Consider the following 13,964-nt stretch of genomic DNA (forward strand, 5'->3'; position numbering starts at 1 on the left):
ATATGAAAGTTGATTCATTAATAGAAAAAATTTATCAATTAGTAAGACCTGTAGCTGAGGAACTTCAATATGAGTTATACCATATTGAATATGTAAAAGAAAATGGAGAATATTATTTAAGAATATATATTGATAAAGATGGTGGTATAAGCTTAACGGATTGCGAAAAGGTATCAAGAAGAGTAAGTGATATAATGGATGAAGAAGATCCAATTCCAGTTGCTTATTATCTTGAGGTATCATCACCAGGTCTAAATAGGGGCTTATATACTGAAGCTCACTATGTAATGCAAATTGGAAAAGAAGTACTTATAAGATTTACAAAATCTTTTGAAGGAAAAAAGAATGTAAAAGGTATATTAAGGGAAGTTAAGGAAGATTCAATAGTTGTTGAAGCAGAAAGTTTAATAACTATCCCTAAAGATAAAATAAAATCAGCCAATTTAGAAGGGGAAATTTAATAAGGAGGATATAATAATGAACCAAGAGTTTATAGGTGCTCTTAAAGAAATTGTAAAAGATAAGGGGATTAGCGAAGATTTAATTTTTACTACAATTGAAGATGCATTAGTTGCAGCATATAAGAAAAATTATGCTAGTCCAACTACTTCAGCACAAAACGTAAAAGTTAGTATCAATAGAGAATCAGGTGAAATACATGTATATGCTCAAAAAGTAGTAGTTGAAGATGTGTATGATAATGTTACAGAAATCTCTATAGAAGAAGCTAAGGAAATTAGCCCAAGATATGATCTAGATGATATAGTAGATTTAGAGGTAACTCCAAAGAATTTTGGTAGAGTTGCAGCTCAACTTGCAAAGGGTGTTGTTACTCAAAGAATAAGAGAAGCAGAAAGAAATATAGTTTATTCAGAATATAAAGAATTAGAATATGATATTATTTCTGGAACTGTATTAAGAAAAGATAAGGGAAATGTCTTTGTTAACTTAGGAAGAATAGAAACATCTATTGGACCAAATGAGCAAATTCCTGGAGAAGACTATAAATTTAACGAAAGAATTAAATTATATGTAGTTGAAGTTAAGAATGGTTCAAAAGGAGCACAAATATTAGTATCTAGAACACATCCTGGCTTAGTTAAGAGACTTTTTGAGTTAGAAGTGCCTGAAATATATGAAGGTGTTGTTGAAATTAAGAGCATTTCAAGAGAAGCTGGTTCAAGAAGTAAGATAGCAGTTCATTCTAATGATGAAAATGTTGATCCGATGGGTGCATGTGTTGGACCAAAGGGCGCTAGAGTTCAAAATATCGTAAATGAATTAAAAGGTGAAAAAATCGATATTATTAAATGGAGCAAAAATCCAGAAGAATTTATAGCAGCATCATTAAGTCCAGCTAAGGTATTAGAAGTTGAGGTATGTGAAGAAAATAAATCTGCTAAAGTAGTTGTTGAAGATAACCAATTATCTTTAGCAATAGGAAAAGAAGGTCAAAATGTTAGACTTGCAGCTAAGCTTACTAACTGGAAAATTGACATTAAAAGTAAATCTCAAGCAGATGCAATAAAGACAGAAGAAAAAGAAATCGAAGAAGATATAGTTATTGAATAAGGAGGATTTTTTATGAAAGTAAAGAAAATTCCTTTAAGAATGTGTACAGGATGTATGGAAATGAAACCCAAAAAGGAACTTATACGTGTAGTTAAGAGTCCTGAAGGAGAGGTTTCAGTAGATTTAACTGGCAAAAAGTCAGGAAGAGGCGCTTATGTTTGTAAAAATGAAGAGTGTCTAGAAAAAGCTTTTAAAGCTAAGAGATTATCTAGAAATTTAGATATTGCAATTAGTGAAGAAGTATATAACAAATTAAGGGAAGAAATAAACAATGGATAAGTTTTTTAATTTTTTAGGTTTAGCTAAAAGATCAGGCAATATAATTGAAGGCTATAGCAAATGCGATGAAGCCAGAAATAAGAAATCAATATCTTTATTTATAATATCTAATGATGCGTCAGAAAGTACAAAAAAGAAGTTTAAAAAGCATTGTTTAGCAAAGAATATAAAAGTAATAGAAGATTTTACAAAAGAAGAACTAGGAAATTCCATTGGAAGAGAAGAAGTGAAAATATTAGCTATATTAGATAGCAATATGGCAAATAAGCTTTCTACCCTTTATGATGAGATAAGATAAAAATTTAACCGGGGGTGATTTTATTGTCAAAAATCAGAGTATATGAATTGGCAAAAGAACTTAATATTAGCTCAAAGGAGCTTATAGAACTATTAATGAATGAATTTAGCGTGGATGTTAAAAATCATATGAGCGTTATAGAAGATGAAGATGCAGAATTAATCAAGGAATTACTTGGTGAACAAGAAGCTTCAGAAGATAAGACTATAGTAGACGAATATGAAGAACAACTACAAGAAGAAGTAAATAATCAAGCTAAAAAGAAAAAGAAGAGAAAAAATCAAGAAGAGGCTGATGTAGTTGGTGAAGGTGGTTCAGGAGTTGTTGAAATAGGTGAAACTATAACAGTTAAAGAATTAGCTGAAAAATTAGGTAAGCCTACAGCAGACGTAATTAAAACTCTTATTTTCACTGGAGTTATGGCAGCTATAAATCAAGAGATAGATTTTGCAACTGCAGAAAAAGTATGTGAAAAATATGAGTGTTTAGTAGTTAAAAAAGAAGAAAAAGAAGAATTAGAAATAGTAGAAGAAGAAGAAGTAATTGAAGAAAACTTAGTAAAGAGACCACCTATAGTTACAGTAATGGGTCACGTTGACCATGGTAAGACTTCTCTTTTAGATGCTATAAGAAAAGCTAATGTAACATCTAGAGAAGCTGGTGGTATAACTCAACATATTGGTGCTTATACAGTAAACTTAAATGGAGAAAAGCTTACATTTTTAGATACTCCAGGTCACGAAGCCTTTACTGCTATGAGAGCTAGAGGAGCACAAATTACTGATGTAGTAATTTTAGTTGTTGCGGCTGATGATGGTATTATGCCTCAAACTAAGGAAGCAATAAACCACTGTAAGGCAGCAGGAGTTCCTATGATTGTTGCTATAAACAAGATAGATAGACCAGGAGCTAATATTGAGAGAGTTAAGCAAGAACTTACTGAACATGAGTTAGTTGCAGAAGATTGGGGCGGAGATACTATTTGTGTTCCAGTTTCAGCTAAAACAGGTGAAAACCTAGAGCAATTATTAGAAATGGTATTATTAACTTCTGAAATGTCTGAACTTCAAGCTGATCCTAAGAGAAAAGCAAAGGGTACAGTTATAGAAGCTAAATTAGATAAAGGTAGAGGTGCAGTTGCTACTTTACTTATTCAAAATGGAACATTACATGTTGGAGATTCAATTTTAGTTGGATCAACATATGGTAGAATAAGAGCTATGTTTGATGATAAGGGTAAATCTATTAAATCAGCAGGTCCTTCAATTCCAGTTGAGATATTAGGACTTTCAGAAGTTCCATCTGCTGGAGATAGATTCGCTGTAGTTAAAGATGAAAAGACTGCAAGAAACATGGCAGAAACAAGAAAGCAAAAGATTAAGGATGAAAGTTTCCATTCACAAAACAGAGTATCTCTTGAAGATTTATATAGCCAAATTCAAGAGGGCACAGTTAAGGAACTTGGAATAATAGTTAAGGCTGACGTTCAAGGTTCGGTTCAAGCAATTAAGCAATCATTAGAAAAACTTTCTACTGAAGATGTTAAGGTAAGAGTTATTCATGGTGGAGTTGGAGCTATAACTGAAACAGATGTAACTTTAGCAACAGCATCAAATGCATTACTTATAGGATTTAATGTAAGACCAGATTCTAATGCTAGCGTTATAGCAGATAAAGATGGCGTTGAAATTAAAACTTATAGAATTATTTATGATGCTATAGAAGATGTAAAATCAGCAATGATTGGTATGCTAGATCCAGAGTATAAAGAAGTTATAAATGGTAAGGCAGAAGTAAGAATGGTATATAAGATTTCAAGCATTGGTACAATTGCTGGAAGTTATGTATTAGATGGTAAGATTTTAAGAAACTCTGAAGTTAGAGTTATAAGAGATGGAGTAGTAATATTCGAATCTACATTAGCTTCACTTAAGAGATTTAAAGATGATGCTAAGGAAGTTAGTAAAGGATATGAATGTGGATTAAGCGTAGAAAAGTTTAATGACATTAAAGAAGGCGATATTATAGAATCCTTTAGCATGCAAGCAGTTGAAAGAAAGCAGCTTTAATTAAAGAGGTGAGTTTATGGCTAATTATAGAGGCGGAAGGATAAACGAAGAAGTTAGAAGAGAAATAAGCGTTATTATTAGAGATGAAATTAAAGACCCTAGAATGAAAGCTATGGTTTCAGTTACATCTGTTAAAGTAAGTAAAGATTTAAGATATGCAAAGGTCTTTGTAAGTATTTTTGGGAAAAACGAAGAAGAGAAAAATGAAACTTTTGCAGCCTTAAAGAGTGCAAGCGGATATATTAGAAGAGAAATAGGTCAAAGAATCAATCTTAGAAATACCCCTCAAATTTTATTTGAGTTAGATGATTCTATAACTTATAGTATGAAGATAGAAGAGCTAATAGATAAGGTTAAAGATAAATAATGAATACCTTAGAAAATATAGCAAGTTTAATATATAAGGCAAGTAAAATAGGCATTACCTATCATGTATCACCTGACGGTGATGCAGTAGGTAGTGCACTTGCACTATTAAATGCTTTAAAGCTAATAAAAAAAGACGCTTATTTAATATCAAAGGACATAATCTCTGAAAACCTTCAATTTTTAAAAAGATCAAATGAAGCTACTGGAAATTTAATATCTCCTATTGACTGTACTGATATAGTTATAGTATTAGACTGTGGCAATTATGATAGAATATCAGCAGATTTATCAGGATATAAGGGGACTATTATAAATATAGATCACCATATTTCAAATGATAAATATGGACACTTAAATTATGTAGATATAAATGCAGCAGCGACTGCAGAAATAGTCTATGAGTTATTAGAGTGTTTAGGATTAGATCTTAATGAGAAATCTACTGAAAAGTTAGAAATCGGAACATGTCTTTACACATCATTAGTAACAGATACAGGTGGTTTTAGACATTCAAATGTAACTTCAAGAACACATAAGATAGCTTCAAAACTAAAAGGTATTGGAGTCAATAATACTTTTATATATCAAAGTTTATTTGATAATAATACATTTGAAAAGATAAGACTAACAGGTAGAGCCATAAATGATATGGAATTACTGTTTGATAGGAAAGTATCTTTAATTAAAATACCTAAATCTTATGCAGAAGACCTTGGTATAGAAATTGGTGATACTTCAGATATAATCTCTTTTGGACTTCAAATAAAGGGAGTAGAAATTGCAGTATTAATTAAAGAAACTGATATTGGAGTTAAGGCTAGTTTAAGATCTAAAAATGATTTTGATGTAAGAAAGATTGCGGGAGCTTTAGGTGGCGGAGGTCATGTTAAGGCTGCTGGAATTGCATTAAAAGGATTAACTTTAGATGAAGCAAAGGATAAAATTTTAGATGAAATAGAGAAAGAGTTACTGTAATGGATGGAGTAATTAATGTTTTTAAAAATACTGGAATGACATCTTTTGATGTTGTAAGAGTAATAAAGAAGACTTTAGGTGAGAAAAAGGTTGGACATACTGGTACTTTAGATCCTGAAGCTTCAGGGGTTTTACCTATATGTGTAGGAAAAGCAACTAAAATTATAGACTATATTATGGATTCAGATAAGGTTTATGAGGTAGAATTTAAACTAGGTATAAAGACTACTACATATGACTTAGAAGGTGAAATAATTGAAAAAAAAGATCCATCAAGTTTAATTAATAGTGAAATTTCAAAGGCTATATTTTCTTTTGAAAGAGAATATAGTCAAGTACCACCGATGTATTCTGCTTTAAAACAAAATGGTGTAAGGTTATATGAACTTGCAAGACAAGGAATTGAAGTGGAAAGGAAAGGGCGACTAATAAGCATTTATAAAATCGAGGATGTTGAAATCAATAATCCTTATGTAAAAATGAAGGTTACTTGCTCTAAGGGTACTTACATAAGAAGTCTCTGTTTTGATATTGGTGAAATTCTTGGTGTTGGTGCTGCAATGACTAAACTTAAAAGAAGTAAAACATCAAAATTTACTGAAGAAGAGGCTATAAATATAAGTGATATTACATTAGATAATATAAAGGATTATATTATTAGTATAGATGATGCTTTAGATAATTATGAAAAACTAGTAGTTTCAAATAATTTTTCAAAATTATTGATAAATGGAGTTAAAGTCTTTGACAAAAGACTTACAAAGGATAAAATAGAAATAGGAAGACTATATAGAGTCTATGACGAAAATTCTAAGTTTATAGGTCTTGGAAAAGGTGATCAAAAAGGCTTTAAGATAGAAAAATTGCTAATTAATTAGGGGTGTAGGATATGCTAGTAATAGATGATAATATTATAGAAAATAAAGAAAATAATAACTATGTTGCATTAGGAAGTTTTGATGGACTTCATTATGGACACCTATCCCTAGTAAGAAAGACTGTCCAGGTGGCTAAAGAAGAAAATGGCAAAAGCATGGTTTTTACTTATAAAAATCATCCTAAAACTCTTGTAAGTCCTGATAATGTACCTAAACTAATTATGGATTTAGATACAAAGCTTCAGTATTTAGAGGAAGAAAATGTTGATATTGTTGTTTTAAGAACTTTTACTAAAGAATTTATGTCAATTACAGCTGAAGATTTTATTAAGCTTCTTTGTGAAGATTATAATGTAAAAGGAATAGTTGTAGGATTTAATTTTAGATTTGGACATAAAAACTTAGGTGATGTTGAGTTACTTAAAAAGCTTCAAGATAAATATGGATATAAATTATATATAATAGATCAATATAATTATGAAAGCGAAGTAATAAGCAGTACTAGAATAAGAAAATCCCTTGTGGAAGGAAATGTTAGTAAGGCTACAGAAATGCTGTCAAAGCCATACTTAATTAAAGGTAAAGTAATTCATGGTAAGAAGCTTGGAAGAACTATAGGATTTCCAACAGCTAATTTAGAATTTAGTGATAAGATGGTCATCCCTAAAAAAGGTGTTTACTATACTAATGTAATATATGGTGATGAGAAGTTTAAAGGATTAACTTCAGTTGGGAATAATCCAACAGTTAATGGGACAGAATTAACTATAGAAACTTTCATTTTAAATTTTGATAAAATGATTTATGGAGAAGAGATTAAAGTTTATTTTGTGGAAAGAATAAGAGACGAAGTAAAATTTGATTCTTTAGATGAAATGGTTAATCAAATAAAAAAAGATGAAGAATTTATAAAGAATAGAGATATAATAATTTAATTATGTAAAATTATAATTTACAATAAGATTATGATTTGTTATAATATCAAGGAAGAACCTAATTCTATGATTTGAGGATGCCATCTCATTTCTTGGATATAGGGGATAATATTACGGAGGTGCGATTAATGGACGCAATAAGAAAGCAAGAAATAATTAAAGAACACGGAAGACACGAAGGAGATACTGGTTCTCCAGAAGTGCAAATAGCATTATTAACAGAAAGAATCAATTCTTTAACTGGCCACTTAAAAATGCATAAGAAAGATCACCACTCAAGAAGAGGTCTTTTAATGATGGTTGGTAGAAGAAGAGGTCTTTTAAACTACTTAGCTGAACAAGATATCGAAAGATACAGAGCTATAATCAAAAAATTAGGCTTAAGAAGATAGTCCTTAGAGCGGTTTTTTAAGCCGCTCTATTATTTTAACAAATTTGAATGATAAGAAAGTAGCCTTGAAGGGAGGTAACAAAATGAACAATGTAATGAAAACTACCATAGCAGGAAGAGAATTAAAACTTGAATTTGGCAAGGTTGGAATGCTATCTAATGTAGCATCTTTTATTAGTTATGGAGACACAGTTATTTTAACAAATGTTAATGCTTCAGAAAAACCAAGAGAGGGGATTGATTTCTTTCCTTTAAGTGTTGAATATGAAGAAAGACTTTATTCAGTAGGAAAAATCCCAGGTGGATTTATAAAAAGAGAGGGTAGACCTTCAGAAAATGCTATCCTATTTGGAAGAGCAGTTGATAGACCTCTTAGACCTTTATTCCCAAAAGGATATAGAAATGATGTGCAAGTAGTATGTACAGTAGTATCTGTAGAAAAAGACAATTTACCAGAAATCTTAGCAATTAATGCAGCCTCATTATCATTATGCTTATCAAGCATTCCTTTTACAACACCTGTTGCAGCTGTGCAAGTAGGTCTAATCGATGGAAATTTCGTTTTAAATCCAACATCCAAAGAAAGAGAAGAAAGTATTCTTCAATTAACAGTTTGTGCAACTAGCGAAAGAGTAATGATGATTGAAGCTGGTGGCTTAGAAATAGCAGAAGATGTTATGCTTGATGCAATAAAATTTGGTTTTGATAGTTGTCAAGATATAATCAAATTCCAAGAAGAAGCTATGGAAAAGTTTGGTAAGGAAAAGATCGTACCAGAATTATATAAACCAAGTGTAGAGCTTGAAGAAGAAATAAAAGCTTTTGCTGGTGAAATGGTAAAAGAAGCTATGTGGATTTCTGATAAAGATGAAAGAAACGCTGCAATAGACGTAGTTACTGAAAAGGTTTATGCAGAATTTGAGGAAAAATATCCTGAAAATGTAGCAGATATTAAAGAAATATTATACAACCTACAAAAAGAAGTAGTAAGAGATATGCTTTTAAATCATCATAGAAGACCAGATGAAAGAGCATTTGATGAAGTTAGACCTATATCATGTGAGGTGGGAATACTTCCAAGAACTCATGGAACAGGTTTATTTACTAGAGGATTAACTCAAGTTATGACTGTAGCAACTTTAGGTGCAGTTGGTGATATTCAAATTATAGACGGTATAGGTGAAGCAGAATCTAAGAGATATATGCATCACTATAACTTCCCTGCTTATTCAGTTGGTGAAGTAAGACCTTTAAGGGGACCAGGTAGAAGAGAAATAGGTCATGGTGCTTTAGCAGAAAGAGCTCTTGAGCCACTAATACCTTCTGAAGAAGAATTCCCATACACTATAAGATTAGTATCTGAAGTATTAAGTTCAAATGGATCAACTTCTCAAGCATCAGTTTGTGGAAGTACATTAGCATTATTAGATGCAGGGGTTCCTCTAAAGAGACCAGCAGCTGGTATAGCAATGGGGCTTATAACTTCTGAAGATTTAAGTAGAGAAGAAGTTTTAACAGATATTCAAGGAATTGAAGATTTCTTTGCAGACATGGACTTTAAAGTAGCAGGTACTGTTGAAGGTATTACTTCTATTCAAGTTGATACTAAAATTAAAGGACTTAGCTTTAAGGTAATTGAAGATGCTATAAGAGGAGCTAGAAAAGCTAGACTTCATATATTAGATAAGATTAGCGAATGTATTCCAGATGCAAGAAAAGAAGTATCTGAATTTGCTCCAAAAACTTCTATCATTTCTATAGATCCTGAAAAAATCAGAGATGTAATAGGAGCTGGTGGTAAGGTAATTAATAAGATTATCGAAGAAACTGGAGTTAAGATCGATATTAAGGAAGACGGTACAGTATTTGTATCATCACCTGATCATGAAGGCGTTAAAAAAGCACTTTCAATTATCGATGGCTTAACTAAAGAAGTTAAAGCAGGAGAAGTTTACTTAGGAAAAGTAACTAAAATAGCTACTTTTGGTGCTTTTGTTGAAATCTTACCTAATAAAGAAGGATTATGTCATATTTCTAAGCTTGATAAAGCAAGAGTAAATAAAGTTGAAGATGTTGTATCAGTTGGAGACGAAATATTAGTTAAAGTAACTGAAATAGATAATCAAGGTAGAATTAATTTATCTAGAAAAGATGCTTTAGTAGATACTTCTGAAGAAGAAAAGACTGAATAAAAAATGTAAGCAAAGGGCAATTTATTGCCTTTTTTTCTTTATACGATAAAATTTTAAATATATTTACATAAGTTGAGTTATAATAGAATAATATAACTATAGTTCGATTGATTTTTCGCATTATTGGGAATTATAAAGTGATTCTAAGCTTCAGGTGGAGTTTTCTTAAAAAGTAGAGAACCAAAATCTTGCATTTTGTGTGATTCACTTTCACGGAGTGCAGGAATACCATACTCCATCTGAAGCTTAGAAGAACTAATCCAGGGCATAGCAGTGCTTAGCTCCCACTTATAGAAGGTAGGAGTGTTAGCAGTAGTAGCAATCGGATAAAATATTTTGATTAAAAGTGAATATTAATAACAGGTTATAAATAGAAATAATAATTTAAGGAGGAAAGATGTTTAACACATATAAACTAAAAAATGGATTAAGAGTAGTAACAGAATATATAGAACATGTAAATTCAATAAGCATTGGTGTTATGGTTCAAAATGGTTCTAGAAATGAAGAGTTAAATGTAAATGGAATTTCTCATTTTATAGAGCATATGTTCTTTAAAGGGACAGAAAAAAGAACTTCAAAAGAAATAGTTCAAGAGATAGAAAATGTAGGTGGGCAAATAAATGCATATACAAGCAAGGAAGCTACTTGTTATTATATAAAGTCATTAAATACCCATATAGATTTAGCTATTGATATATTATCTGATATGATAATAAATTCTAAATTTGATGATGAAGAAATAAAGAAAGAGCAAGGGGTAGTTATTGAAGAGATAAATATGAGTGAAGATTCTCCAGAAGATGTATTAGATAATAATCAAGCTAAAGCAATATTTGGAGAAAATTCATTAGCTTACCCTATTTTAGGAAGTATTGAAAATATAAAGTCATTTAATAGTAAAAAAATAAAAGATTTTATCAATTCTAAATATACTCCATATAATTCTGTAATTTCTATTTGTGGAAAGTTTGATGAAAAGGAATTAATAAAAAAATTAGAAGATGCCTTTGGGCCTTGGAGTGGAGCAGAGGATTATGTTCCTACTTATAATACTCCAATATTGCTAAGTGATAGTGTTTATACAAATAAACAAATTGAACAACTTCATATTAATTTGGCTTTAAAAGGACTTCCATATGGTCATGATAAGGCATATGCACTAATAATGTTGAATAATATTTTAGGTGGAGGTGCATCATCAATATTATTCCAAAATGTAAGGGAAGAGCTAGGACTTTGTTATACTATTTATTCATATAGTCATCCATATCTTGGAGTTGGATTGAATAATATCTATACTGGAGTTAGTAAGCAATCAGCTAAAAAGGCCATAGAAGTAATTAACAAAGAATTAAAAAACTTTGCTAATAAAGGTATATCAGAAGATATATTAGCAATAAACAAAGAAAAGATTAAGGCTAATTATATATTAGGACTAGAAAGCACTTCTTCAAGAATGTTCGCAAATGCAAAAAATATGTTACTGCAAAATAAAATAAAAACTCAAGAAGAAGTTATAAATAAAATTAACAATATAAATGGCGATGACATAAATTATGTATTAGATACTTGCTTTAAACCAGGCATAATCAGTACAGCTTATGTAGGTCAAGATATTGATTATAAGGAATTAAATAATATTATAGAACCTAATATTAGAGCTTATGACAATTCAGCTAACGAAAGTATTTCTAGAGTATAGCCTTAAAATTAGAGTAATAATCTCTTCAATACTAGCATAAGATTTACATAAGATAATATGGAGGTGAATCTTATGCTAAGAGGAGATAAGAAAAAAGAGGCTTATTATGATGAAGAGTCTAAAAAGGAGTCAAGATACAGACTTCTAAGTGATTTAGAAAGATATGAAATATTTAATACTGAAGAGGCAGAAAAATATGATACACAACAAGCTTTAGATTTTATTATTGATGAAAATGGTAATTTACAATTTATAGTTGCTGCTGTTGCTGGAAGTAAACTTGGATTATTCGGCGGAAGAGAATATGTTGAGATTCCTTGGAACTACATTACTAAAGTAGGTACTAATGTAATAGTAGTGTCCGCTGATAAAGATAAGATTAAAAGAGCAAGGGCGTAATTTAAGGAGGTAGCTAGCTGCTTGAAGGTTATTATACAAAAGTTCGGTGGAACATCAGTATCCACAGCTCAAAGAAGAACTCAAGTAGTAGCAAAGGTAAAGGCTGCAATAGAAAAAGGCTATTCCCCAGTTTTAGTAGTATCAGCTATGGGAAGACTAGGAGAACCTTATGCTACAGATACTCTATTATCTTTAATAGATAATAAGTTTAAGAAAAATAACCTACAAGCTGTAGATATGATTATGTGCTGTGGTGAAATAATCAGTTCAGTAATAATAAGTAATATATTAGAAAATGAAGGGATTAAATCAATGCCACTTACAGGTGGGCAAGCAGGTATAATTACAGATGATGATTTTTCTTGTGCAGAATTAATTTGTACAAGTTCAGATAAAATACTAAAGCTAATAGAGCAGGGTATAACTCCTGTAGTATCAGGTTTTCAAGGTATAAGTGAATCAGGGTTCTTTACTACCCTTGGAAGAGGGGGAAGTGATACTTCAGCATGTATATTAGGTGAAGCGTTAAATGCTGAAGAAATTGAAATATATACAGATGTAGATGGTATGATGACTGCAGATCCAAGAATAGTTAGAAATGCTGCTTTAATTACTACAATAACTTATAATGAGAGTTTTCAACTTGCAGAAAAGGGTGCCAAAGTAATTCATCCCAAAGCAGTTGAATGTGCTAGAAAAGCTAATATACCACTAGTTATTAAGAATACTATGAGTGATTCTAAAGGTACATTAATTAATAGTGTAGGAGATAAAAATTATAATAAAATTATATCCGGAATTACTCACTTAAATAATAGAACACAAATTACTTTAAATAATAAGGATAATAAAGATAATAAAAATTATAGATATCTACTTGAAATATTGGCAGAAAACAATATTAGTTTAGATTTAATTAATATTTTCCCTAGTGAACAAATATTTACTATAGACTCAAATAAAAAAGAAAAGGCTGTAGGGATTCTTAATAATTGTAACTTAAAATATAAAATACTAGATGAATGTAGTAATGTTGCAATAGTTGGAGCTAATATGAGAGGTGTACCAGGTATTATGTCTAAAATAATTAAAGTTTTAGATGAAAATTCAATTGAAATACTTCAAACTGCGGATTCAAATATGACAATATGGTGCTTAATTAAGAGTGAAAATATAGAAAAGGCATTAAATTTATTACATGCCTCTTTTCAATTAGGTGAATAAATAAAATCCTCTTGTATAAACTAAAATTATACAGGAGGATTTTATTATGCAAAAAAACTTATATTCATCAAATATAGAAAACGATACTGAAGAACAAGAAGAGGAAAATAGAATTAAAGAGGCAAAAGAAAAAAGAGAAGAAATTGTAGAACTTGGTAACGAAAATGCTGTAAATAAAGATGAGAGTATTCAAATATTACCTATTATTGGTCAAATAGAGGGACATCAAGTATTACCAGCTCAAACTAAATCTACAAAGTATGAACATGTAATTCCTCAAATAATTTCTATGGAAAGAAATGAAAATGTAAAAGGAATACTTATTATACTAAATACTGTAGGTGGAGATGTTGAAGCAGGCCTTGCTATTTCAGAAATGATAAATTCATTATCAAAGCCAACAGTTTCTATAGTAATAGGAGGTGGGCATTCAATAGGAGTTCCCTTAGCTACATCATCAAGTTATTCTTTTATTACACCTTCAGCAACTATGATAGTTCATCCAATAAGGATGAATGGTTTTGTTATTGGAGTAGCACAAACTTTTAATTATTTCCAAAAGATGCAAGAAAGAATAGATAACTTCATAGTTAGGACTTCAAAAATCAATAAAGAAGATTTAAAAGAAATGATGCTAAGATCTGATGAATTACTTAATGATATGGGTACTATTTTAAT

15 protein-coding genes are annotated in these 13,964 nt (G+C 30.5%); all 15 read left to right on the forward strand.

The features are described 5' to 3' along the window. The first annotated feature begins 2 nt into the window (after positions 1 to 2). Entirely contained in the window at positions 3 to 461 is a 459-nt protein-coding gene (gene rimP / locus E6248_RS06290) for a ribosome maturation factor RimP (protein WP_136004885.1), read from the forward strand. A 16-nt stretch (positions 462 to 477) separates the two neighbouring features. Further along, complete coding sequence (nusA, locus tag E6248_RS06295; protein WP_316339964.1) at positions 478 to 1,572, forward strand: transcription termination factor NusA; 1,095 nt, start codon at positions 478 to 480, stop codon at positions 1,570 to 1,572. Between the two features lie 12 nt (positions 1,573 to 1,584). Continuing rightward, positions 1,585 to 1,851 carry an RNase P modulator RnpM gene (rnpM, locus tag E6248_RS06300; protein ID WP_316339965.1) on the forward strand — a complete coding sequence of 89 codons (267 nt, stop codon included), beginning with the start codon at positions 1,585 to 1,587 and terminating at the stop codon, positions 1,849 to 1,851. Beyond that, positions 1,844 to 2,149, forward strand: a complete 306-nt coding sequence (locus E6248_RS06305) for a ribosomal L7Ae/L30e/S12e/Gadd45 family protein (RefSeq protein WP_316339966.1) — start codon at positions 1,844 to 1,846, stop codon at positions 2,147 to 2,149. The genes rnpM and E6248_RS06305 overlap by 8 nt, the downstream gene beginning before the upstream one ends. A 23-nt stretch (positions 2,150 to 2,172) precedes the next feature. Further along, a complete protein-coding gene (gene infB / locus E6248_RS06310; protein ID WP_316339967.1) occupies positions 2,173 to 4,218 on the forward strand; it encodes a translation initiation factor IF-2 in 2,046 nt (681 codons plus the stop codon). A 16-nt stretch (positions 4,219 to 4,234) separates the two neighbouring features. Further along, positions 4,235 to 4,585 carry a 30S ribosome-binding factor RbfA gene (gene rbfA, locus E6248_RS06315; RefSeq protein ID WP_316339968.1) on the forward strand — a complete coding sequence of 117 codons (351 nt, stop codon included), beginning with the start codon at positions 4,235 to 4,237 and terminating at the stop codon, positions 4,583 to 4,585. Then, positions 4,585 to 5,562 (forward strand): bifunctional oligoribonuclease/PAP phosphatase NrnA, encoded by a 978-nt coding sequence (locus E6248_RS06320; protein ID WP_316339969.1) that lies wholly within the window; start codon positions 4,585 to 4,587, stop codon positions 5,560 to 5,562. Before rbfA ends, E6248_RS06320 begins: the two co-directional genes overlap by 1 nt. Next, positions 5,562 to 6,440 (forward strand): tRNA pseudouridine(55) synthase TruB, encoded by an 879-nt coding sequence (gene truB / locus E6248_RS06325; RefSeq protein WP_316339970.1) that lies wholly within the window; start codon positions 5,562 to 5,564, stop codon positions 6,438 to 6,440. Before E6248_RS06320 ends, truB begins: the two co-directional genes overlap by 1 nt. An 11-nt stretch (positions 6,441 to 6,451) precedes the next feature. After that, a complete protein-coding gene (locus E6248_RS06330; protein WP_316339971.1) occupies positions 6,452 to 7,375 on the forward strand; it encodes a bifunctional riboflavin kinase/FAD synthetase in 924 nt (307 codons plus the stop codon). Between the two features lie 128 nt (positions 7,376 to 7,503). Then, positions 7,504 to 7,767 (forward strand): 30S ribosomal protein S15, encoded by a 264-nt coding sequence (gene rpsO, locus E6248_RS06335; RefSeq protein ID WP_316339972.1) that lies wholly within the window; start codon positions 7,504 to 7,506, stop codon positions 7,765 to 7,767. An 82-nt stretch (positions 7,768 to 7,849) separates the two neighbouring features. Continuing rightward, the gene (locus E6248_RS06340) at positions 7,850 to 9,958 is read left to right on the forward strand and encodes a polyribonucleotide nucleotidyltransferase (protein ID WP_316339973.1); all 2,109 of its coding nucleotides are present in this window, start codon (positions 7,850 to 7,852) and stop codon (positions 9,956 to 9,958) included. 397 nt (positions 9,959 to 10,355) lie between these two features. Beyond that, a complete protein-coding gene (locus E6248_RS06345; RefSeq protein WP_316339974.1) occupies positions 10,356 to 11,663 on the forward strand; it encodes a pitrilysin family protein in 1,308 nt (435 codons plus the stop codon). Positions 11,664 to 11,735: 72 nt separating this feature from the next. After that, complete coding sequence (locus E6248_RS06350; RefSeq protein ID WP_291665661.1) at positions 11,736 to 12,062, forward strand: YlmC/YmxH family sporulation protein; 327 nt, start codon at positions 11,736 to 11,738, stop codon at positions 12,060 to 12,062. A 21-nt stretch (positions 12,063 to 12,083) separates the two neighbouring features. Next, a complete protein-coding gene (gene dapG, locus E6248_RS06355) occupies positions 12,084 to 13,286 on the forward strand; it encodes an aspartate kinase (RefSeq protein ID WP_316339975.1) in 1,203 nt (400 codons plus the stop codon). Between the two features lie 46 nt (positions 13,287 to 13,332). After that, positions 13,333 to 13,964, forward strand: a 632-nt coding sequence (locus E6248_RS06360) for an ATP-dependent Clp protease proteolytic subunit (RefSeq protein WP_316339976.1), incomplete at its 3' end; no start/stop codon positions are given.

The organism is Clostridium sp. (genome assembly GCF_032552055.1).
GTDB lineage: Bacteria > Bacillota > Clostridia > Clostridiales > Clostridiaceae > Clostridium.